Genomic DNA, 22,965 nt, shown 5'->3' with positions numbered 1-22,965 from the left:
GTATGTCCCCGGATACGGTTCCCTCAGCCGGTCCGGCTGCCACCAGCTGCAGGTGACGGCAGGTCGCGGAGGGGAAAGAAAACCTAATCCAAGGGCGGGGAACTACCCCTTGATACTGTGTTTCTGTCCGAATTCTCCCGTTCCTGTGTGGGATATGTGGGAACCCATGACGTTCCGGTTCTGTCGGTGGTATCTTCGGTAGCACTGCAGCAATAGTGAGGACAGGAACTGGAATATGAATAATGTGACACAGGACACGAAAGACACAGTGCTTCACGGAACCGCGGTTGTTCCGGGGATCCGGTACGCGAAGGCGGTGTGGATCAAGCCGCGGCCGAAGCTACCGCAGGCGGGTGCCCAGGTCGACGAGGGGCAGCGTGGCGCAGAGTACGAGCGTTTCGTGGCCGCTGCCGATACGGTTGCTGAACGGCTTTCGGCCAGGGGGGAACGCGCGGTCGGAGCTGCCAGCGAGGTTCTGAATGCCACGGCAGGTCTGGTTCGAGACCGTGGCTGGCGCAAAGCGGTGAAGAAGAACACCGCAGCCGGACATCCCGCCGACTATGCGGTGGTTGCGGCGACGACCAAGTTCATCTCAATGTTCGAGGCAGCCGGTGGAATCATGGCGGAGCGAGTCACCGATCTGAGGGACATCCGTGATCGGACCATCGCCGAGATTCGGGGCGAGGACGAACCCGGACTCCCGGAGGTCGACGGGGAGGTCGTGCTTTTCGCCGATGATCTTTCCCCCGCGGACACCGCAGCACTCGACACCACCCAGTTCACGGCACTCGTCACCGAGCTTGGTGGACCAACGAGCCACACGGCCATCATCGCCCGGCAGCTCAACGTGCCGTGCATCGTCGCGGTCGGGGAAGACGTGAACAAAATCGCCGCAGGCGAGATGGTTCTTGTTGATGGCGGTGAAGGCAGCATTGAGATCGGTGCTGATCCCGAAGACGCCAAGAGGCAGGTCGCCGAGTCTAAGGCTCTCGCTGAGAAAGTGGCATTGTGGCGCGGCCCGGCGCAGACGAGTGACGGACACCGCGTTCAGCTGCTTGCCAATGTCCAGGACGGCAAGGCAGCTGCAACCGCGGCTGAAACGGAAGCCGAGGGTATCGGCCTGTTCCGCACCGAGATGTGCTTCCTGTCGGCCACGTCCGAGCCTTCCGTCGAGGAGCAAGCCAAGGTCTATACCAAGGTCCTCGAGGCGTTCCCTGATTCCAAGGTGGTTGTTCGCTCATTGGATGCCGGATCTGACAAGCCCGTCGCCTTCGCGACCCTCGCCGACGAGATGAACCCGGCACTCGGTGTCCGCGGTCTGCGTATCGCCAGGGCAAACGAAGGTCTGCTGATCCGGCAGCTCGACGCTATCGCGAAGGCCGCTGAGGACCTCGGAAGAGGCGAAGAAACGCCTACCTGGGTCATGGCGCCGATGGTTGCCACCGCCCGAGAGGCGAAGTGGTTCGCCGGGCTCTGTGCCGAGCGTGGTCTCACTGCCGGAGCGATGATCGAGGTCCCGGCAGCTGCGCTGATGGCCGACAAGATCATGCCCCACCTCGACTTCGTTTCGATCGGGACAAACGACCTGACGCAGTACGCGATGGCGGCCGACCGGATGTCGCCGCAGCTCGCCTATCTCACTGATCCGTGGCAGCCCGCAGTGCTCCGGCTCATCAAGATGACGTGCGATGAAGGCAGGAAGACCGAGACTCCGGTCGGTGTCTGCGGTGAGGCCGCAGCTGACCCGCTGCTCGCGTGCGTGTTGACGGGCCTTGGAGTTAACTCCCTGTCTGCGGCATCGACGGCGTTGGCGGCGGTGGGCGCCCAGCTCGCCGAGGTTGATCTGGACACCTGTGTCCGCGCAGCGAAGGCTGCACTTGACGCCGAGGGCGCCACGGCTGCCCGGGATGCGGTCCGGGACATCATCCCGCTTCCGCAGGTGTAGGTCCAACAAGAAGGCCGTCCCGGAAACCGCGAGGTTCTGGGGCGGCTTTTCTGTCCGTGGGCGACCGGAGAATCCTGGTACCGGAAGATCCGAACTCAGTAGCTCAGCCTGGTTCCGTACACCGTTCCGAGGTCCACCAGGTCCGGGGTGGGTAGCTCGTCGTCGTGGAGAGACTCGTCGGCCGTGGCATAGGCGAGTGCGGAGGACACTTTCTCCCGCTCGTCGTCTGCGTCACTCATGAGGTAACCCGCGAGGAGAACTTCCCGGAAACGGTCACCGTCGGCAGCTGTACGTAAGGTGGACCGGGCGACGTAGCCGGAACCGGTTCCGAAGACTACTGCCGTATCCGGCGGACAGCTGACGACAACCTCTGACACACCGGCCTCCAGCATAGGGCAGATGGCCGGCCCGAGCAGTGCCAAGTCACCGGCCCGGAGAGCAACGTCGACCGCAGCCAACGTCGACCCGGGGAGCAGATCAGTGATGTCTTCGTTGCGAAGCGCAAGGACGGACGGTGTGATGGCTGAAAGCTGTCGGAGGAGAGCGCGGAGTGGTCCCCCGGAGGTGGCGACCGCGGTCCGGACCCCTGGATGGTAGAGGGCGAGGGCCCGGATGACCTCGACGTACCACCCATTCGGGGCGACGTCAGGGAGCGGACCTCCAAGGACAACCCACTCGGCGTCCTCGGCCCTGGTCACCGTGAGATCCCGGAGTTGTGCGAGTTGAATAGCATCAAGGGGCATCGCCGGATCTAGGAACTGCGTGGATTCGCCGGTGCTGTCTGTGATAAGGAACCGGGTCTGGATTGGGCCGGCAACCGGAACATAGTCGTGTGGTAGCCCCACGAGTCCGATCATTCGGAGGTACTGGCTGATCTCCGGCGCTGGGAAAATGGCGTGTGTCCGATGTCCGGCGAGGTAGGCCAGACGTGACACCGTCACCCCGCACCCTGCCGGGTAGGTGTCCACCTGCTGGAGCCGGAGGACATCACCACCGGTGAGAGGGACACCGATCACGCCTGACCGTTCGAGTACGGGGGTCGGAGTAACCGTGAGAATCACTCCGCGATCACGACCTCAATATCGCGTTCCCGAAGTGCATCAACGAAGGACCGGGGTGCCGCGGAATCGGTGATGACGACGTCGATGTCATCGACACTCGCGAAACTGACCATGTAGTCGCACCCCATCTTGGTCGCGTCGCAGAGGACGACGACTTTCCGTGCGTTGATGATCATCGACCGCTTCACAGCGGCTTCCTGACTGTCAGCCGTGGAGAGCCCATGGTCGAGTGTCAGGGCGTTGGTCCCGATGAACGCGACGTCCGCCCGCATGAGAGCGAGGGTCCGAAGTGCTGTGTCCCCGACGACCGCTTGGGTAATGGAACGGACAGATCCACCGAGGAGCTGAACTTCATCCAATCCGGCGGAAGCCATCTTGAGGGCGATTGGAAGGCAGTTCGTCACGATGGACCAGCGCGGGCCCATCGGATGGGCTGAAATGAGGTCAGCGAGTGCGGCGAGCGTCGTTCCGGCGTCCAGGAACATTCCGCCCTGGGGATCCGGTAGGTAATCGACGGCGGCGCGGGCGATGGCGGATTTGGCTGATGACGCACTCTTGGCCCGAACATCAACTGCTAACTCGGCCGTCTGGAAGTTCTGACTAGCGACAGCGCCACCGTGAACCCTGTGAACGGTTCCTTCACTGTCGAGTACCGCGAGATCTCGCCTGATGGTCTCCGCGGTCACCTCAAAGCGTTCTGCCAATTCGGTGACATTGACACGGCCCTCTACAGCGGTCAGTGACGCGATCTGCCTACGGCGTTCCTCTGCGTACATGGGTCCTCCTTGGTGCACGGCAGGAACCTGTTGTGGTGGGAACAGTGTTCCACCACTGGGAACAACGGCTGGATGATGAATACGTCGCGGGCATGATGATTGTTTCGGGTGCGACGTGGGGGAGGATCATCGACAGTCGGTGACTTGGCCTGCCTTTTTGATTAACTGTTCCAGTCTCCCACAAAAACGAAACAAACGGACGAAATAGGGCGCTGGTAGGAGAGCAAAACCACAAATTCACAGGCGTTCAGCAGGTGTCCTTTCGTGGAGAAGATATAGAAAACCACATATAATCGCAGCTTAACGGGAATATGTGGGATTCGGAAACCGGATTGGGGGAACCGGCTGGTGTTTTCTGAGAAACAGACAACAACCCCCCGATCGCGTGTAGTTGCCCGATATCGGCCTCGTGTCGCCTGGGGTCGTTTCCGGTGGTGGTTAGAGCTTACGGATGACCGAGACGACTTTGCCCATGATCTCAGCGTGGTCGCCGTTGATCGGCGAAAATGCGTCGTTGTGGGGGAGCAGCCAGACACCAGATGAATCGCGGTGGAACTCCTTGACGGTGGCTTCGCCGTCAATCATCGCTGCAACGAATTCACCCTGCTCGGCAACCGGTTGACTCCTGATAATGACCCAGTCGCCGTCGAGTATCGCCGCGTCACGCATGGACTCCCCGACGACCTCAAGCATGAAGAGCTCACCGTCTCCCACGAACTCCGTGGGGAGCGGATAATACTCCTGCACATTCTGTTCGGCGAGAATCGGGCTGCCTGCCGCGATGGCGCCGAGAGCGGGGACCATGCTGGTTTGAGCCTGATCTGTGGACTCCGGCTGCTGAACCTTCCGGGCCCGGCTCCGTGTCGGGCCGGGCATGTTGCGCACGTCCACGGCGCGAGGCTTGTTCGGGTCTCGGCGGAGGAAGCCCTTCTTCTCGAGTTCCTTGAGCTGATAGGCCACGGAGGAGGTGGATTGGAGGCCTGCGGCATCACCGATTTCGCGGATGCTCGGCGGGTAGCCACGTAGTACCACGGCATCCTGGATGACTTCGAGAATTCGGCGCTGTCGTGGGGAGAGTTCGGACGGGTCGTATTTTCTGGCGGTCGACATCTGGGTCTCCTGGTTGTCGTCGTGGTGTGGTGCGGGGCCTGTTGCTTGGTGGGAACGTGGGCCCGGAGGTCTTGGCCGCCGTGTCCTATAGGCCTTTGGGTTTGAGGTTTAGCTGGGACTCTGCGAAGCGGCCGGTGATTCCAGGTCGCCCCCAGCATTGTCTCCTCGCTGTCTCAGGCTTCTCTTCGGCGTTCGAACAGTTCGTTGAGGTGGTGAGGAAGTGGTGTTAATGGTGCACTCCACCCTACATAGTTTTGCACGATCTTAACACGCGTGTTCGAAAATTTGGGGCTGGGGCTAGACAATGTCCCGGTCGCCTGTTATAAATCGAACATACGGTCCAGTTCGAACACTTGAACGAAAACAATGTTCGAAAGGTCCGATGCTTCAGCTACGCTCACCGACATGACGAAGGAACAGAACGTGACCATCCTGAACGGCAATGTAGGAAACAGGGTATCCCGACGTCAGGGCAATGAATTCGCCAGATCTTCCGGTGCTTCCGCGGCCGCCGTTTGGAATGGCCAGTGTTGGCCCATCTCCCCGTATGGCGGTGGTGGCGTTCGAATCATAAAATGCGAATATAGAACACCCGGTCCAACTCCGCGGGAGCACTGCGATGACGGTGTTGGACGTGACGGCTGGGCTGTCGGACGTGCAGCGGGTCGGGGTGCAGCGTTGCGGACGTATCTCGCAGGAGCGCTTATCGGTAGCGCCCTGTTCGCGGGGCTGTTCATCTCCGCACCGTCCGGTGGTGCGCCCGCAGGGGAGGGGACGCAATCTTCCACGAGCTCCGTTGCGGTCCTGCGTTAGCCCTCGGCAGCGGTTCACTGATGCACCGCGTCCGAACTAGGATGGAGGTCCGAGGTCCGGCCCCAGAATCTCCGAGTTGATGAGGATCCGCCAGTGCACTGCCCCTTCTGTCACCAGTCAACGTCCCGAGTGATCGATTCGCGCACCGTCGACGGTGGTTCGGCGGTCAGACGGCGTCGTGAGTGCAGTAGCTGTCACGGTCGGTTCACGACCGTCGAGAAGGCTGTGCTGATGGTGGTCAAGCGAAACGGGGTGTCCGAGCCATTCAGCAGGGAGAAGGTTATCACCGGTGTACGGCGTGCGTGCCAGGGGCGGGATGTCTCTGACGACGCGCTCAAACGCCTCGCTCAGCAGGTGGAGGAGACCGTCCGTCAACACGGTAGTTCGCAGGTTCCGGCGAACACGATCGGGTTGGCGATCCTTAAGCCCCTTCGTGAGCTCGACGAGGTCGCATACCTGCGGTTCGCGTCGGTCTACAAGTCCTTCGAATCGGCCGGTGACTTCGAATCGGAGATCCGGTTGATGCGTCGTCGCTCCCGTGAAGCCTGAGGGGAAGAACGTTCTCAGCGGAGCCGATCAACTGCCTTCTGTATCCGCTTGAGACTCACCGGCCGGGGGGTTCCGAGCCGTTGTGCGAACAGACTCACCCGGAGTTCCTGGATCATCCAGCGGATCTCCTTCACCTCCGCTGTCTTCGCGCGGCCCGCCGGTAGCTTGCGCAGCTTGTCCTCGAGGTAATCGGCGGCCGCCTGTACGGTCTCCTGATTGTCCGCATCCCGGTCGGGTTCCTGTTCCATCGAATCGAGGCGGATCGCCATCGCCTCCAGGTATCGGGGGAGGTGCCTGAGATGGCTGATCCCGTGGATCGACACCGCATGATCCGGGACGAGGAAATCGAGCTGGGCGCGCATGTCCTCGATCGCCTCTCCGGTCCACCGGGACAGTTCGTCCGCGACCCGGTGATAGTCCACGAGTCCCGGTGCCAGGCCGGTGACCGCCTCCCGTACCCGTCGGGGAACCTCGGGTGCGACCTTGTCCACGAGTCCCCGGAAAGCATCGGGCTTCCGTACCGGCCCACCTGCCTCGAGCAGAGTATCCCGGATCGAGGCGACCCGCGCATCATTCACCAGCCCGTCGGCACCTCCGTGCGGATAGTTCTCGACGGCGACCCGCTGCTTCAACGGCAGGCCCTTGAGCATCTGCTTGGTCGGCACCTTTATCTCCCGCATGAGGAGGGTGAGCGTGGCTGTCAGCATTGACGAGTCCGCTGCCTGTTTTGTCGGCATGACCCGGACGGCGACTCCTTCAGGGGTGGCTACCAACGCAGGGTATGCAGTTACCTCCTGTCCGTCGACGTGGGTCAGAACCTCGGGCTCAATGTTGCCGATGGTCGTTGCATCCCAGTTTTTCGCCGCGGCCCGCTGGATACCCTTGCTGACACGGTTGACGGAGGCGTTGATCTGCTCCACATTGCGCTGCTTCAGAGCCCCGAGACTTCGGTCTCGGTCCACCACCCTTCCCCGTTTGTCCACTGCCGCAAAACTGATACGGAGATGCTCCGGCAGGTTCCGGGGACGGAAATCGGTATCGTTGATGCCGGTCCCGCCGAGACCACGGAGGACATCAGCGAGTTGACCGCAGATCGTTCCCGAGTAGGGGCGGAGCAGGGGAAGAGCACGCTCGGCGAAATCTGGCGCCGGGACAACGGATCGGCGGAGCGCCTTAGGCAGGGTCCGGATCAGCTCAGTCACCAGCTCCCGGCGTACGCCCGGCACCAGCCAGTCGAATCCCGCGTCCGATACCCCGGCGAGAAGGGGGATCGGGATCCGGACGGTGACTCCGTCATCATCGGCCCCGGGTTCGAAGTGGTAGGTCAGCGCGTAATCGAGGCTGCCCTGACGCCAGAAATCGGGGAATGCCTCCTCGTCGATGCCGTGGCTTCCCTCATTGATGAGCGCGTTGGGATCGAAGTTGAGGAGTTCCGGGTCGCTCCGGCGGGTCTTCTTCCACCAGGAATCGAAGTTCCGGCCGGTGGTCACGGTCTCTGGTAGGCGGGCATCGTAGAACTCGAAGAGCGTGTCCTCGTCGACGACGATGTCGCGACGGCGTGCCTTGTCCTCGAGGCCGGCGGCGTCCTCGAGCATCTCGCGGTTCTCGTGGAAGAAACTGTGGTGGGTCGTCCAGTCGCCGTCGATGAGCGCGTGCCGGATGAACATGTCCCGGGCCGCGGTCGGATCAACGCGGTGGTACGGCACACTCCGATCCGCGATGATTGTGACCCCGTAGAGCGTTGACTTCTGGTGGACCATCGCCGCCGTCCGCTTGGCCGACCAGAACGGTTCCGAATAGGAGTGGCGCAGCAGATGCGGCGCGATTCGCTCGACAGCCTCGGGCTCGATTCCTGCCACATCACGGGCCCACAGCTTTGAGGTTTCGACGAGCTCCGCAGCCATGACGAACTGCGGCGGCTTCCTGGCGAGGGCTGAGCCGGGGAACACCATGAACTTTGTTCCGCGGGCGCCCTGGAACTCCCGGGAATCGCCGATCCTCATGCCAATGTGGGAAAGGAGACCGGAGAGTAACGCGGTATGAACGGAACGGGGGTCGGTCTTTGTCGCCACGTCCTCGGCCGCAGTCCACCCGAGTTGTTTGGCGACACCACGCAGTTGCCTGACCAGATCGAACCATTCGCGGATCCGGACGTAGTGGAGGAACTCCTTCTTCATCCGTTTCCGGAATGCGTTTCCGCTCACTTCGTCGCGTGTGTCGTGGAGGTAGCCCCACAGCTTGAGGTAGCCGAGGAAATCCGAGGTAGTGTCCTTGAACCGAGCGTGCGACTGATCGGCTTGTGCCTGGTGATCGAGGGGCCGTTCCCGGACGTCCTGGATCGTGAGTGCTGCGACGATGACGATGACCTCGTGCAGGCAACCGAGCTTCTCCGCTTCGACGAGCATGCGGGCCATGCGGGGATCGACCGGGATACGGGCGAGTTGTCGGCCCACCGGTGTGAGCTCGGGTGCGCCGTTGTCTTCGCCCTCGGCTAAGGCTCCGAGTTCGTGGAGAAGCAGAAGACCGTCGCGGACAGACCTGTTGTCAGGTGCCTGGATGAACGGGAAGTCGGTGATGTCCCCGAGCCGGAGGGACGCCATCTGCAGGATCACGCTGGCCAGGTTCGTCCTGAGGATTTCCGGATCCGTGAACTCCGGTCGGGTGGTGAAGTCGTCTTCCGAGTAGAGGCGGATGGCGACGCCGTCCGCGACGCGTCCACAGCGGCCGGACCGTTGGTTAGCGGAAGCCTGCGAGATCGGTTCGATGGGAAGGCGCTGCACCTTCGTCCGGACGGAGTAGCGCGATATCCGGGCCAGACCGGTGTCGACGACGTAGTGGATTCCGGGGACAGTCAGCGAGGTTTCGGCGATGTTGGTGGCGAGGACGATCCTGCGGCCTCGGTGGCTCGAGAACACCCTGTGCTGTTCGGCGTTGGAGAGCCGGCCGAACAGGGGAGTGACCTCCACACCCCGCCATCGGCGCCCTTCGATGGCCTCCATCGCATCCCGGATGTCGCTTTCCCCGGCAAAGAAACAGAGGATGTCACCGGGGCCAATGGTCATGAGCTCCTCGATGGCGTCGAGAAGCCCATCGAGTGGATCCTGGTCGACGGTCTTACCGTCTACCTCGAACTCGAGGGGCCGGTACCGGATCTCGACCGGGAAGGTCCGGCCCGATACTTCGATGATCGGGGCGGGTCTTCCCCCGGCGTCGTGGAAGTGCTCCGCGAATGCCTCGGGATCGATGGTCGCCGAGGTGACGATGACCTTCAGGTCCGGCCGTCGAGGGAGCAGCTGCTTGAGATACCCGAGGAGGAAGTCGATGTTGAGACTGCGTTCGTGGGCCTCGTCGATGATGATCGTGTCGTAGGCGTAGAGGTACCGGTCACGTTGCATCTCGGCGAGGAGAATACCGTCGGTCATCAACTTGACCGATGTCGATGCCGAGACCCGGTCATCGAAGCGGATGGCGTAGCCGACGGACTCGCCGACGCTCTGCTCGAGCTCATCGGCGATCCGTTCTGCCACGGTCCTGGCAGCCAGACGCCTCGGCTGTGTGTGTCCAATGAGCCCACGCCGTCCGCGGCCCAGTTCGAGGCAGATCTTCGGGATCTGGGTGGTCTTGCCGGAACCGGTTTCCCCGGCGATGATCACCACCTGGTTGTCCCGGATTGCGTCCGCAATGTCCTCGCGCCGCGCGGTAACGGGGAGTTGGGCCGGGAAAGTGATGGCGGGGATCGCCGCAACCCGGGCAGCCATCTTCACCTGTGCGGTACCGATGTCACGCGCGATAGCGTGCAACGCCTGGGGGGAGCGTGCCTTACGGAGTCTCCGACGGAGGGATCTCTCATCGGCGAGGGACACGTCGTGGAGACGTTCGGTGAGGTCCTTCTTCGATGGGGCGGTGGCCTGGGGGCTGGAGTCAGTCGTTGTCATCACTAGGGGTTCATCTTAACCGGGTGCGGAGTCGCGGGCGGTGGCGGTGGCGGTGAGGGGAGGGTGTTGTCAATCGGCATCTGTGGCGTGTGGCATTGACGTGCCGCTGAGCCCGGACACGGTTTCCGTGTAGGCGGAGCGGATGAGTTCGCCGAGTTGCTGGAACTCCTCCCGCCGTGCCGAGGATGCGCGGTAAGCGAGCCCGATGGTCCGGTGCGCGTCGATCCCCGGGGCGAAGTGTGCGACGGCAAGGCCGGGGCGGTTACATTCGGAGGGGATCGCGCTGACCGGGACCAGTGTCGTTCCCAGCTCGCCGGCCACACACTGCATCACTGTCGACAGACTTGCCGCGCGGGTCGTCGCTGTTCCCGGTCCTGAGGAGATCGGAGAGAAGTCCGGGCTCTGGCAGAGATCGATGATCTGGTCCCGTAAGCAATGGCCATCATCAAGGAGCAGGAGGTTCAGTTGCCTGACCTCCGGGAGAGTCACGTCCTCGCGGCCCGCCAGCGGAGAGGTCTCCGGCACGACGATGGCGAAATTCTCATCGTAGAGAGCATCGGTCGCGAGCCCGGTCCCCGCTACGGGAAGCGCGACCACGGCGCAGTCGATTTGTCCGTCCCGGAGTTGTTCGAGCAGGTGTTTGGTCTGGTCTTCGATGATGCAGGGTTGGAGATCGGGTAGCTCCGAGGTGACGTGCCGGAGGAGCCTCGGAAGGATGTACGGGGCGACGGTCGGGATCATTCCGAGCGCCAGTGGACCGGTGAGGCTTCCGCAGGCTCCACGAGCCATGGCGAGAAACGTCTCTGCGGCGTCGAGGGTCGCCTTCGCGGATGGAAGCAGTTCCTCACCCGTCGGGGTGACGATCACGCGCCGGGTGGAGCGCTCGATCAGCTGTACCCCCAGTCCGGTCTCGAGCGCCACCAGTGCCTGGGACAGACTCGGTTGAGAGATCGACAGTTTCGCTGCAGCCGTCCCGAAGTGGCGGTTTTCGGCGATGGTGACGAATGTTCGCAACTGCGCGAGTGTCGGGCGGTACTCTTTATTGCTCATACCTATCACTATATAACACACCCTAAAGATAAACCTTTTGACGTGCCGGATGGATCCGGGCATACTCGACTGTGTTCGACACCGGCAGGCAGAAGACAGTCGCTCAGCCGGTACATCGGGCCGCTGAAAGAACTGACAATCGTTCACTGAATCACTACCAGGAGGCATGACATGGCATTGCTGACCATCGGCGACAAGTTCCCGGAGTTTTCACTTACCGCACTCAAGGGCGGTTCCCTCCACGACGTGAAGGCCAACCAGCCCGAGGATTACTTCGAGACCATTACCAATGACTCGTACGCGGGCAAATGGAAGATCTTCTTCTATTACCCGAAGGACTTCACCTTCGTCTGCCCCACCGAGATCGCCGCTTTCGGCAAGCTCGACGAGGAATTCCAGGACCGCGACACGCAGGTTCTCGGCGGTTCCGGCGACAATGAGTTCTCCCACTTCAACTGGCGTGCCACCCACCCCGAGCTGAAGACCGTTCCGTTCCCGATGTTCGCCGACATCCGCCACGACCTGATGCGCGCACTCGGTGTCGAGAACGCTGAGGGTGTTGCCGACCGTGCCACCTTCATCGTTGATCCCGACGGAATTATCCAGTTCGTCTCCGTCACCCCGGATGCTGTCGGCCGTAACGTCGACGAGGTTCTCCGCGTCCTCGATGCGCTCCAGTCCGAAGAGGTCTGTGCCTGCAACTGGCAGAAGAACGATCCCACGAAGACCATCGACAAGATGGACGTCCTGAAGGAGGAGCTCAAGTAAATGTCGATCGATAACCTGAAGTCCGGACTTCCTGAGTACGCCAAGGATCTGAAGCTCAACCTGAGCAGCCTTGCCCGCAGCACCGAGCTCAGTGAGCAGCAGCTCTGGGGCACCTTCCTCGCCTGTGCTGCGGCAACCCGCAACGACACCGTCTTCTCCGAGATTTCCGAGGAGGCCTCGAGCCACCTCTCGGACGAAGCTGTGGAGGCTTCCCTCGGTGCCGCATCCATCATGGCGATGAACAACGTCGCCTACCGTGCCAAGGAATTCCTCGGCGACGACTACAGTCAGGTCAAGATGGGCCTGCGGATGAACATCATCGGTAAACCCGGCGTCGACAAAGTCGATTTCGAGCTATGGTCCCTGGCTGTCTCCACGATCAACGGCTGCCCGGACTGCACCATGGCCCATGACAAGACCGTCCGTGGCGAAGGACTCACCAAGGAACAGGTCTTCGAGGCGGTCAAGATCGCCGCGACGATCTCCGGTGTCGCCCAGGCCGTCCAGATCGAGGCCGCCCGCTAGGAAGGCGGTCAGTCGGTTCCCGCGTCGCACGATGTGGATCCCCGTTCCGGTTTCCTTCGGGTCAGGGTCGGGGATCCGTCGTGTGCTGCGGGGCGGCGGCAGCGCGCCGCCACTGGTACCGGTCGGGTCAACCCATGCGGGGGGAGTCAGACCGAAAACAGGCGCTATTCCGCTGCATAACTACTATTATAGTTTTTCATGTCTATCAATGTCGTCGCAGTTGATGACCATGATGTCGCATTGGTTGGTATCCGGTGCGTCCTCGAGGAATCCGATGAGTGCAATCTGGTCGGAGGTTTCCCGAACGTCGACTCCCTAACGGAGTTTCTCCGTGCGCCCGACGCACCACCAGTCGATCTCGTACTCCTGGATCTACGGCTCGGAGACGAATCCGATCCATACATGAACGTCGTGCGTCTGCGGCAGTGCGGGCTCAAGGTCCTCGTGTTCTCCGCAATGGAGAGTCCTTTCTTCATGCGGCGGGCACTCCTGGCTGACGTCAACGGGATGGTTCAGAAGTCCGTGGATTCGGCGGAACTGATCGGTGCGATCAAGATAGCCGCCGCCGACGACACCTACGCCACCAGTGATTGGGCATCACTGATCGACTCGGACCCACTTGCGGAGGCGATCGACCTCACTGAACGGCAACAGGAGATCCTCGTTCTCTACGCGAGCGGGATGACCGCGGATTCCGTGGCCCGGGCCACAGGCTTGAAGGCGCCGACAGTTCAGGACCACCTGAACCGAATCCGCCGTAAGTACGTCGATGCCGGACGCGCTGCAGTCACCAAGGTAGAGCTCTACCGCCGTGCCCAGCAGGACGGCTATATTCGGGGTCCCCTGGACCACTGACACCGACCATGCCGCACTCGTCCTCCGACAGCACGACGTGTGCTCCCCGGAATACCGCCCCGCCGGTACCGCATCCAGTGGATGACTCCCCCGATCCTGCCGAGGGGCTCTTCTCATCCGCTCCCTCGCACCGGGGAAGCCGGATCTCCGAGGAATTTCTCGCCCGTCTCGCCCGCCACCAGGATGCAGAGGTGTCGGTTCTGCGGATAACGGCTCTGGTCACGGGCATCTCCCTGCTGCTGCATCTGGTGGCCTCGTATACGTCGCGGACCACGACGGGTAGCGGAGGCGTCGGTGGTGATCCTCTCGTCGCAGGGGCGTACGCGATCTTGGTGGGCTGCGCCCTGGTCCAGCTGGTGGCCTGTTTCTCCGAGCGTGCCTTCGCCTACCGGCTCGCCATGGCGGCCGGCGGAGGTATCTACTTGCTGATGCTGACGATCGACGTGACCCTGTTCTTTTCCCGGGGGCATTCACGGCTTGAACCGGTGCACCTGGGGGACTACTGCGGGATTCCGGCAATCATGATCGCGGCGGCCCTCGGTCTGCCTCTGGGCTTCATTCTCGCCCTCATAATGACTGCGGTGTCGGCGATTGCGAACAACCAGGTCAGCACGCCGGTCCTCCAGCTGTTGTCGGTAGGACACGGTTGGATCGTGCCTCTGCCTTTCTTCGTCGCCTTCACCATGGGCCTCAGAGCGGCTCGGCGACTGGACGCGAGGATCAGCCGCGCGCATCGGGAGATCTTGTGTGAAATCCGTTCTCGGGAACTGCGTGAGACTGAAGCCCAGTTCCTCGCTCACATCCATGACACGGTTCTCACGCTCCTACGCGCGGTGGCATCCGGTGGCCTCCCACCGGACAAGGACGTCATCCTGTCCCATCTCGCTCCAGCAGAGGTCCCAACCCCGGAGACCGGGATACCCGTCGCTGAGGCTGTCCGGATGGTGCGTGAGGTCGTGATGGAAGCTGCTCCGGGCAGCAGAGTCATCGTGACCGAGAAGCCGCTGCCAGTCGGTGCAGGACTACCCGGTCAGGTGGTCACGGCCATCTGTGGCGCGGTAGGTGAAGCGGCACTGAATTCGATCCGCCATGCGCAGACCGATGACCGGCGCTGCATGATTAGCTGGAACACAATCAGAGGCGAACTCAGTGGGTTCCGGGTGGAATTCATCGATGACGGCATCGGTTTCGATCCTGCTTCCGTCCCGGAGAACCGCGCCGGCGTCAGGGTATCTATCACCAGGCGCGTCGCCGCAACCCCCGGATGCTCCGTCGATGTCCGTTCCAGTCTGGGCTCAGGTACCCGGGTCACGCTCAACTGGCGCCGCCGCCCGGGCCGGGCCCTTGCGGACGCGGGCAACCGGGAAGAGCCTGCTCTGCCTCCGCTATACCGACTGACCGGCATGTACATCACCCACAGCCCGTGGTTCGCGCTGGTCGCAATCACGATATTCACCGGTATTTCACTCGTCGATGAGAGATGCGCCCATGGCCTCCCGTGGGCGATCGGGATCGCCGCACTGATCACCTCGGTATTCGCGGTGACCTCCGGAACCACCGAGAAACTGGGGGGCCGGGCCACCGCGATCGTCGTCCTCTCCGTCATGGTGATGGTCATTGCTGGTGCATTCACCGGTACCAGATCTACCGACGCGTGGCCCGCCGGGTGGTGGGTGTACGCCACACAGGTTTCACTCCCGCTGTTGGCAATCCGGTGCCGGGCCGGTATCGCCTTGGCCACGACGTTCGTCTGCGCGGCGTTCGTCCGCGCACTGGTGCTGGCTGGTACCGAGGTCCAGGGAGCGGACACGGGCATCCTCATATTCACGGCGACAACCATCACCGGGGCGTTGGTTCCAGTGCTCGTTCGGCGGGCCACTGCGGGATTCCCGGTTGCCGTCGAGGCGACGCGAATGCGAAGTGCGGGACTGTCCCGGGACACCACCCGGTCAAGCTATCTCGGGGAAAGCTGCGAATGGGTCGGTGACCTCGTCCGTGTCATCCTGGATGACGCACGCCCGGAGGCCGACAGGCGGAGGGACGCGAAGCGCCTCGAACTGAGGCTCCGGGACGCGATCAGATCGCCCCTGCTTGATCGTCCGCGGGTGAATCGGGCTGTCTGGGAGGCCAGATCGAGGGGGGTGCGGGTCGTGCTTCTCGACGAGCGGTCAGAGTCCACTTCTCTCCTTGGTGTGCCCGGAGGGGACCCGGATTCGGAGTGCGCCGTGCTCGTCGGGGTTCGTTCGGCCGCAGCTGAGATCATCGACTCAGCTGTCGACGGACAGGTCACCGTCCGGCTGCTGCCGGAGGGGAGAACGAACCTCGCGACGGTCGTCTCGGACGCCCGCGGCGAGGTTCACTACGTCACGTTCGACTGCGAGGGGCAGGCCACCACACGCCGCATGCAGGCGGGTGACTAGTTGTGCTCGAGGGCCAGCTCCGCGAAGCGCACCTCACCGGCGGCATCTGAGGCATCCAGGTCGATGGCCGCGACAAAGGCGAAGGCGTTGTCGCCCTCGGGATCCTTGAGGATCTGCCGGACCGTCCACAGTCGGCCCTCCTGGGCCACCCGGAAAAACTCGGGCCCCCGGGCTGCGGGACCGGTATCCATGTCCGCGTACTCCTCGAAGTACGCGTCCATACCTGCTCCGAAGTCCGGAGGGTTGTCGAGGTACTCCGTGAATTCCATGAGCTGATCCTCCTTCTCGTAGGCGAACAGCTCCACAAGCCGAAACATGGCGTTACGCACCATGATCGTGAAGGCCCGACGGTTGGCGGTGAGCGCTGTCGGGTCCTCAACACCGTAGGCCAGCTCGCGCTCCAGGGTTTCCCGGGATACCGGGGCGTCCGGATCGGCCAGCTGTGCCCATTCATCGACGAGTGAGGAGTCAACCTGCCTGATCATCTCACCCAACCAGACGATGACATCCTCGAGTTCCTCCGGTGTGTGCTCGGGAGGCACTGACTGGCGCAGGGTGCGCCACGCGTCGGTCAGGTACCTCAGAACCACACCTTCGCTACGTGCGAGGCCGTAGGTAGCGATGAGATCTGAGAAGGTCATGCCGTGCTCGATCATGTCACGGACGACGGACTTCGGACGCAGCTCGAACTCCCTGACCCACGGGTGGCCCTCCGCGTAGGACTCGTAGCCCGCTTCGAGCAGTTCCTCGAGTGGCTTCGGCCAGCTGATGTCCTCGACGATGGACATTCGCTCCGTGTAGTCCACACCCTCGGATTTCAGGGCCGCGATCTCTTCGCCGCGCGCGGTGCGTTGCTGCGCGATCAGGAGCTGACGGGGGTCGTCGAGGATCGACTCGAAGACACTGATGATATCGAGGACGTAGGTGTTCGAATCGGGGTCGAGCAAGTCGAGTGCGGCCAATGCGAAGGGAGCCAGTGGCTGGTTGAGTGCGAAGTCCCGTTGGAGATCCTCGGTGAGGTGCCAGTGACGCCCGGTAGTATCCGGCCCATCAGGAACCTGCTGGACGATTCCTGCCGACACCAGACCACGGAACAACTCGATCGCCGTCAGGATATCTTCGTTCTGTTTCCGGCGGGTGTCGTGGTTGTCCCGCAGGAGGTGGTGCATGTGCGCGAATCCGTCGCCTGGCCGCGCGATGACATTGAGCAGCATCGAGGTGGAGATTCGGAACTGACTGCTCAGTGCCTCCGGTTCTGCGGTAGTCAGCCGCTGGTACGTCTTCTCCGTCCAGCTGACCTCACCCGGACGGGCAGCCTTCTTGCGTAGTTTCTTAAGTTTCTTGGGATCACTCCCGGCCCGCTGCCGCAGGCGGTAGTTCTCTATCTCATGTTCCGGTGCCTCCACGACGACGTGCCCGATCGTGTCGTACCCGGCGCGCCCCGCGCGCCCCGCGATCTGGTGGAACTCACGGGACTTGATCATCCGTTGGTTCGTCCCATCGAACTTCGACAGGCCGGTGAGTAGGACTGTCCGAATCGGGACGTTGATTCCCACTCCCAGGGTGTCGGTACCGCAGATCACCTTGAGGAGACCGGTCTGCGAGAGCTTTTCCACGAGACGCCGGTACTTCGGCAGCATCCCTGCATGGTGCACACCGATGCCCTTGCGGAGCAGTTTCGACAGCGTGCGGCCGAACGTGGTGGTGAAACGGAAGTCCCCGATCTCGGCGACGATTCGTTCCTTGGTCTCCTTGTTGATGATGGACATCGATGTCAGTGCCTGCGCGCGCTCGATCGCTTCCCGCTGAGCGAAATGAACGACGTAGACGGGTGCCTTATTCTCCTGAATGAGAGTTTCGATGGTCTCGTGGACCGGCGTGTACACATAGGAGAATTCGAGTGGGACAGGACGCTCGCTCCCCGATACCAGCTCGGTGTCCCGGCCGGTACGCCGGGTCAGGTCCGCTTCGAGCCACGCCGTGTCGCCGAGTGTCGCAGACATGAGGAGGAACTGTGCCCTGGGCAGTTCGAGCAGGGGCACCTGCCAGGCCCAGCCGCGGTCCGGCTCCGAGTAGTAGTGGAACTCGTCCATGATGACTTGGTCGATGTCGGCGTCCGCTCCGTCGCGCAACGCAATGTTGGCGACGATCTCCGCCGTCGCACAGATGATCGGCGCCCCGCTGTTGACGGTGGCATCGCCGGTCATCATGCCCACGGACTCGGGGCCAAAGATGTCACAGAGAGCGAAGAACTTCTCACTCACCAGTGCCTTGATCGGAGCGGTGTAGAAGGTCCGTTGTCCCCGGGCGAGGGCAATGAAGTGCGCTGCCGTGGCCACCAGGGACTTACCGGAGCCGGTGGGGGTCGCCAGGATCACGTTGTTACTGGCCAGGATCCCGAGCGCCGCTTCCTCCTGGGCCGGATACAGTTGTATCCCCTTGTCCCTGGTCCACCCGGTGAAGGAATCCCAGATGCAGTCGTCGATGAGGGATTCGGGGACATCGGACAGGTCGGGGAGAATCTGGGTGAGGGTCACGTCCTCCAGCGTAACCGGACGGCCCGGACCAACGCCATTGGCAGTATCGGTCAGGAATCCCGATCGTCGGGGCCCGGTGCCGGATCTTCGCCGTCCCCGGAGATATCGGAGGAATCGTCCTCTCCATCCCGGGGATCCGCCGGTTTGTCGACGGAAGCGAGAAATCTCTCGAACTCCTCTGCGAGGGCATCAGCATCCGTGGCTTCCGTGGCGCCGGGGAGTAGTGCTTCGGGATTGTCCTCGCGGTAGGACTCGATTTCCTCGTCGTAGCTCTGCTCAAGGGACTGGACCATGGCGGCGATCTCTCCGGAATCATCGACCTGTTCCCGGAGGAGTGTCATCATCTTCGCCGAGTCCTGTTCGAGACTACCCAACGGAAGGGACAGTGACCCGGCCGTTTCCACCGCTCGCAGGAGCTTCAACGTAGCCTCGGGATAATTTGACGCCGCGATGTAGTGGGGGACGTGCGCCGTGAATCCCGCGACAGACCGTCCCTTCGATCCCAGCACGTACTCGAGCTGGAGGGAAGCTGAGCCCGGCAGCGTCATATTGCTGTTCACCCGGAAGTGTCGGCGCGTGATCTCATCTGCGGTACCGTGCGCGGTGACGAGTAAAGGTCGGGTGTGGGGGACCGTCATCGGCGCCGAGTACAGGCAGATCGTCCGGCTGACGTTGAATCGTTCTGAGAGATCGATGACGGCATCCGTGAAGGCGTTCCACCGCATGTCGGGTTCTGGTCCCGCCAGCAGCAGAAACGGGTTGCCCGCAGAATCTCGCATGGCGTAGAGCCCGAGCGTGAGTTCGTCCATGCCGACGACCTCGTGGTTGGAGATCCGGACCGCGGGACGGCGTGACCGGTAGTCAATCAGTTCGTCGTTGTTGAACGCCGCCACAGGGCTGTTCTCCAGGGAACTCAACAGGTGACTGGCGGAGGAGTCCACGGCCTGACCCGCGTCCGCGTAGCCCTGCAGGGCCACCACGAGAGTGGTTCCGTTTTTCGGCTTCATCTCGGGCGCGGGGTACTCCAGCTCATACATGCGGCGGCTGTTGTCCTGCATGTGTGTTTCTCCTTCGTACGTCGGTGCGCTCGTCCTCCGGCCAGTGGCCGATTTTCCCGCAGACCCTGCTGAGGGATGCTCCATATCCGTCAACATGATTCGGCGGGAGGATATTCCGGGTGGAATTACCCGGATGTCGTTTCGCCGAGACCGTCAGTGGTTCCACCGGCCCATCGCGATCGCAGTCCTCCACCGCATCCACTGAGTTCACCGCATCCACCGTGGCGCGAGAAAATCAGGGTAATAGAGACTGACCCATAAGGATACACCGCTTCGTACTTCATCCGCCATGACAGTGATCGTCGGCTGTGCATGGCCGCTCCGGTAGGGCCCAGCGCGTACGTCGTGGTCTCGGGTGAAGGCACCGAGGAGCGCAGCGTGCCACCCTCGGCGTCATGACAGAAACACTATCCATGCCGGCCGACCTCATCGCGAGTATCCCCGCATTCCTGGGTTTCTACCCGAGCAACTCGCTGGTCATGGTGGCCCTCAATCCCCGTTCGACGCAGCCGGGGTGTTCCCGGATCGGTCCAATCACCAGGGCGGACATCACCGACGGCGATTCGGTCACCGCGACGCTCGGAGCACTGTGCGATGTGGGTGCCACATCGGCATTCGCCTTCTTCATTGGGGAAGGAAAGAACGGTGATATCCCCGACAGAGAGACTGCAGCCCTCCTCCACCAGGAGGCGTCCGACCGGAACATCCGGATCCTCGGGGTGTGGTGGGTGCCGTGCATCTTGTCAGGTACCCCGTACCGGATTCTCTTGGACACCACGGGGTCGAACTCACACGATGATGACGGTGGGTGGGAGAGCGGTGTTATCCCGGATATCGCCGCCAATGCTGCGGTACGTCAACTGGTTTCCGGCGGTGGAATGCTACCGGCGGTGGACAGGGGAGAGGCCCTGGAGTTTTTCGCCCGGACCACGGTAGGTCTGCCCGTTGACGTCGTCGAGCGAATCACCAGAGGTGTGGTGGATCGCGGCACCGGGATAGTTGATGCACTGTGTGATGATCATCGGAGTTCTGATTTCCGGATGTTCCTCGCCGATTTCGTCGAGGGCCTGATCGATGAGACGCGTCGGTTGCTTGCCGAAGGGGAGAACCTGTTGAAGAAAAAAGATTTGCTTTCCGGCGCGGCCCGACTCGTCGCTCACACCAAGGCCAGGGATGTTGTACTCGGAGTCGCGACCGGACCGGAGGTTGCTCCCCCGCTGGCCGAGCTCATGCTCGCTGTGGCACGGACTTTCAGCGGCGACATCCGGTGCAATGCGCTGTGCGTTTATACCGTTGCGGTGATCGCGTGTGGCCGGACCACGAGGGTCTGGTCCGCGCTCCGGAACTCGTACGAGGAGAATCCGTCACACCGGTTGACCGGTTTGTTGCTTTCCGCTTACGGGCGTGGACGCTTCGATCTCATACTCGAAAGCTGCCGTTGATATGGCTGTGGGGCCGACCGATCAGGTCGGCCCCACAGCCCGGTCCAGCGCGAATCAGCCCAGGCGTTCCAGGCGGACCGCGTGTCCGAGATCCTGATCCACGGTGACGCTGTTTCCGTCCAGGGTGAGAGTGACGACCCCATCGGTGTTCGTGACCTCAACCTCGGTGCCGATCGTGATCCCGGCATCGATGAGGGCCTTCAGCTGTTCCACATCGACCTGGAGGATCTCGTTGTACTGCAGTACCCGACACGTCAGTGTCTGATCCTGAGGAAGGTCGACTGCTCGTTCCCCGAACGCGACCTCCTTCGCGTTCTCGACACCAAGCTCCTTCAGCCCCGGAATCGGATTGCCGAAGGGGCTCGAGCAAACGTCATCGAGTACGGCGACGAGCCGCTGCTCGACCTCAACACTCATGACATGCTCCCACCGGCATGCTTCTGCGTGGACCTTGAGGATGTCCAAGCCGATCATATCGGTGAGGAGACGTTCCGCGAGTCGGTGTTTGCGCATGACCGCTATGGCGGTCGACCGGCCGATGTCCGTCATCTTGAGGCTCCGGTCAGGGGCGACGTGGACGAGTCCGTCGCGCTCCATCCGGGCCACGGTCTGACTCACCGTGGGACCAGACTGCTCGAGGCGCTCCGCGATGCGTGCGCGCAGTGGGACGACGCCTTCTTCCTCCAACTCGTAGATGGTGCGGAGATACATTTCAGTGGTGTCGACCAGGTCCTTCACGGAGATAACGCCTTTCCTCAGGTTTTAATGTGCCCGATAGATAAATATAATTATGCCGTATTCACTTCATCGAGCACCGGAAGTCCGACGGAGCCAGGACCACGTTCGGTGGTTGGTCTGGACGTCTACTACCGTCGCATACCGATCAACGAGAAAAGGGACCATGTTGTTCCCGTGGGACAGCGTGACTACCCCCGCTGTCCCCCACGTGTTGCCGGTTCTCACGGTTCCATGCGGCGAGCGGGAGTACCGCCTCGGTACAAAATCAAGAAGTGAAGCTGGTTATGAACCGGACCTCCGGCGGATATCCGTTATCGAACTAGCGTACCGTTTCGTAGGGAGAAGTGGGGCAGACGTGCGATGAATGAGGCGGAACTCGACAGTCCAGGGACTCAGTTTGCGTAGGCGCGGAGCTTGTCCGCACGTTCCCCGTCGCGGAGTTTGCTCATCACCTCGCGTTCGATCTGACGGACCCGCTCCCGGGACAACCCGAAGCGCCTGCCGATCTGATCGAGTGTTCGGGGCACGCCGTCATCGAGTCCGTACCGCAGCCGGATGACCTCTTGCTCACGGACCTCCAACGATGCGAGCACCGCGCGGACGTCTGAGTGCCGGAGGGAAGCGACCACCGCTGCTTCGGCATCGGTCGCATCGGAATCCTCGATGAAATCCCCGAGCGGCGCCTCCTCATCGGCACCAACGGGCATATCGAGGCTTACTGGGTCTCGGGACTGCCGGAGGAGCATCTCGATCTTGGACTCGTCGATGCCACTCTCCTCGGCGAGCTCCTCGTTGGTGGCTTCGCGTCCGAGGCTCTGGTAGAGCTCGCGCTTGATCCGGGAGAGCTTGTTGACCTGTTCGACCAGATGAACCGGGAGACGGATGGTGCGGGACTGGTCCGCCATGCCACGGGTGATCGCCTGACGGATCCACCAGGTCGCATACGTGGAGAACTTGAACCCCTTGGTGTAATCGAACTTCTCCATCGCGCGGATGAGACCGAGGTTGCCCTCCTGGATGAGATCAAGAAGGGGCATTCCGCGGCCCGTGTAGCGTTTCGCCAGACTGACCACGAGGCGCAGATTGGCCTCGAGCAGGTGCGACCGAGCCTGTTTTCCCTGCTTAGACAGGACCTTCAAATCACGCTTCATCGCCCGCGTCAGCTTCTTGCCGGGGTCTGCGAGCAGATGGTCGGCGTACAGGCCGATCTCGATGGTTTGAGCCAGATGCACCTCGTCTTCGGCAGTGAGGAGTGCCGTTTTCCCGATTCCGTTGAGATAGACGCGGACCAGGTCAGCTGACGGATTGTCATTGGTCTGGCCCCGACGTGATCCGCGGTCGGGCTCCTCGACATCGATGCCCTGCTGGGACGTGGTCGTCATA

The 22,965-nt window shown here is 62.3% G+C and carries 16 protein-coding genes; 7 read left to right on the top strand and 9 right to left on the bottom strand.

Annotation, left to right across the window (positions count from 1 at the left end; all coding sequences use genetic code 11):
- The first annotated feature begins 235 nt into the window (after positions 1-235).
- Entirely contained in the window at positions 236-1,945 is a 1,710-nt protein-coding gene (gene ptsP, locus JDV76_RS06645) for a phosphoenolpyruvate--protein phosphotransferase (RefSeq protein ID WP_198736070.1), read from the top strand.
- 95 nt (positions 1,946-2,040) lie between these two features.
- On the opposite strand, the gene JDV76_RS06640 is transcribed toward ptsP, so the two are convergent.
- The 3 genes from JDV76_RS06640 to lexA form a co-directional block, all read right to left on the bottom strand.
- Positions 2,041-3,006, bottom strand: a complete 966-nt coding sequence (locus JDV76_RS06640) for a carbohydrate kinase family protein (RefSeq protein WP_198736069.1) — start codon at positions 3,004-3,006, stop codon at positions 2,041-2,043.
- Positions 3,003-3,782 carry a DeoR/GlpR family DNA-binding transcription regulator gene (locus JDV76_RS06635; protein ID WP_198736068.1) on the bottom strand — a complete coding sequence of 260 codons (780 nt, stop codon included), beginning with the start codon at positions 3,780-3,782 and terminating at the stop codon, positions 3,003-3,005. Before JDV76_RS06635 ends, JDV76_RS06640 begins: the two co-directional genes overlap by 4 nt.
- A 438-nt stretch (positions 3,783-4,220) precedes the next feature.
- A complete protein-coding gene (gene lexA / locus JDV76_RS06630) occupies positions 4,221-4,892 on the bottom strand; it encodes a transcriptional repressor LexA (RefSeq protein WP_198736067.1) in 672 nt (223 codons plus the stop codon).
- Between the two features lie 906 nt (positions 4,893-5,798).
- Here lexA and nrdR point away from each other — a divergent pair.
- A complete protein-coding gene (gene nrdR / locus JDV76_RS06625; RefSeq protein WP_198736066.1) occupies positions 5,799-6,254 on the top strand; it encodes a transcriptional regulator NrdR in 456 nt (151 codons plus the stop codon).
- A 14-nt stretch (positions 6,255-6,268) separates the two neighbouring features.
- Here nrdR and hrpA read toward each other — a convergent pair whose 3' ends face one another.
- Together hrpA and JDV76_RS06615 are read right to left on the bottom strand one after the other, a co-directional pair.
- On the bottom strand, positions 6,269-10,189 hold the full coding sequence (gene hrpA, locus JDV76_RS06620; protein ID WP_198736065.1) for an ATP-dependent RNA helicase HrpA: 3,921 nt from the start codon (positions 10,187-10,189) through the stop codon (positions 6,269-6,271).
- A gap of 69 nt (positions 10,190-10,258) precedes the next feature.
- Positions 10,259-11,239, bottom strand: a complete 981-nt coding sequence (locus tag JDV76_RS06615) for a hydrogen peroxide-inducible genes activator (protein ID WP_198736064.1) — start codon at positions 11,237-11,239, stop codon at positions 10,259-10,261.
- A gap of 171 nt (positions 11,240-11,410) precedes the next feature.
- Between JDV76_RS06615 and JDV76_RS06610 the strand changes: the two genes are divergently transcribed.
- The 4 genes from JDV76_RS06610 to JDV76_RS06595 all read left to right on the top strand — a co-directional run bounded on the left by JDV76_RS06610 (position 11,411) and on the right by JDV76_RS06595 (position 15,807).
- Positions 11,411-12,007 carry a peroxiredoxin gene (locus JDV76_RS06610; RefSeq protein WP_198736063.1) on the top strand — a complete coding sequence of 199 codons (597 nt, stop codon included), beginning with the start codon at positions 11,411-11,413 and terminating at the stop codon, positions 12,005-12,007.
- Complete coding sequence (ahpD, locus tag JDV76_RS06605; RefSeq protein ID WP_198736062.1) at positions 12,008-12,532, top strand: alkylhydroperoxidase, AhpD family; 525 nt, start codon at positions 12,008-12,010, stop codon at positions 12,530-12,532. It begins immediately after the preceding gene.
- 198 nt (positions 12,533-12,730) lie between these two features.
- The gene (locus JDV76_RS06600) at positions 12,731-13,387 is read left to right on the top strand and encodes a DNA-binding response regulator (RefSeq protein WP_198736061.1); all 657 of its coding nucleotides are present in this window, start codon (positions 12,731-12,733) and stop codon (positions 13,385-13,387) included.
- A 77-nt stretch (positions 13,388-13,464) separates the two neighbouring features.
- On the top strand, positions 13,465-15,807 hold the full coding sequence (locus tag JDV76_RS06595; RefSeq protein WP_198736060.1) for an ATP-binding protein: 2,343 nt from the start codon (positions 13,465-13,467) through the stop codon (positions 15,805-15,807).
- On the opposite strand, the gene JDV76_RS06590 is transcribed toward JDV76_RS06595, so the two are convergent.
- Together JDV76_RS06590 and JDV76_RS06585 are read right to left on the bottom strand one after the other, a co-directional pair.
- Positions 15,804-18,344, bottom strand: coding sequence for a DUF3516 domain-containing protein (locus tag JDV76_RS06590; protein WP_198736059.1), 2,541 nt, complete (start codon positions 18,342-18,344; stop codon positions 15,804-15,806). The genes JDV76_RS06595 and JDV76_RS06590 overlap by 4 nt on opposite strands.
- 50 nt (positions 18,345-18,394) lie before the next feature.
- Positions 18,395-19,402, bottom strand: coding sequence for a PAC2 family protein (locus tag JDV76_RS06585; protein WP_198736058.1), 1,008 nt, complete (start codon positions 19,400-19,402; stop codon positions 18,395-18,397).
- Between the two features lie 395 nt (positions 19,403-19,797).
- Here JDV76_RS06585 and JDV76_RS06580 point away from each other — a divergent pair, with 395 nt between their 5' ends.
- Entirely contained in the window at positions 19,798-20,844 is a 1,047-nt protein-coding gene (locus tag JDV76_RS06580) for a DUF4192 domain-containing protein (protein ID WP_198736057.1), read from the top strand.
- Between the two features lie 54 nt (positions 20,845-20,898).
- Here JDV76_RS06580 and JDV76_RS06575 read toward each other — a convergent pair whose 3' ends face one another.
- A complete protein-coding gene (locus JDV76_RS06575) occupies positions 20,899-21,582 on the bottom strand; it encodes an iron dependent repressor, metal binding and dimerization domain protein (protein ID WP_198736056.1) in 684 nt (227 codons plus the stop codon).
- Positions 21,583-21,974: 392 nt separating this feature from the next.
- Positions 21,975-22,964 carry a sigma-70 family RNA polymerase sigma factor gene (locus tag JDV76_RS06570; protein ID WP_232958948.1) on the bottom strand — a complete coding sequence of 330 codons (990 nt, stop codon included), beginning with the start codon at positions 22,962-22,964 and terminating at the stop codon, positions 21,975-21,977.
- Position 22,965 lies beyond the last annotated feature (1 nt).

This window comes from Corynebacterium marambiense, assembly GCF_016342275.1.
Lineage (GTDB): Bacteria > Actinomycetota > Actinomycetes > Mycobacteriales > Mycobacteriaceae > Corynebacterium > Corynebacterium marambiense.
This window is presented reverse-complemented; position numbering and strand designations above follow the sequence as displayed.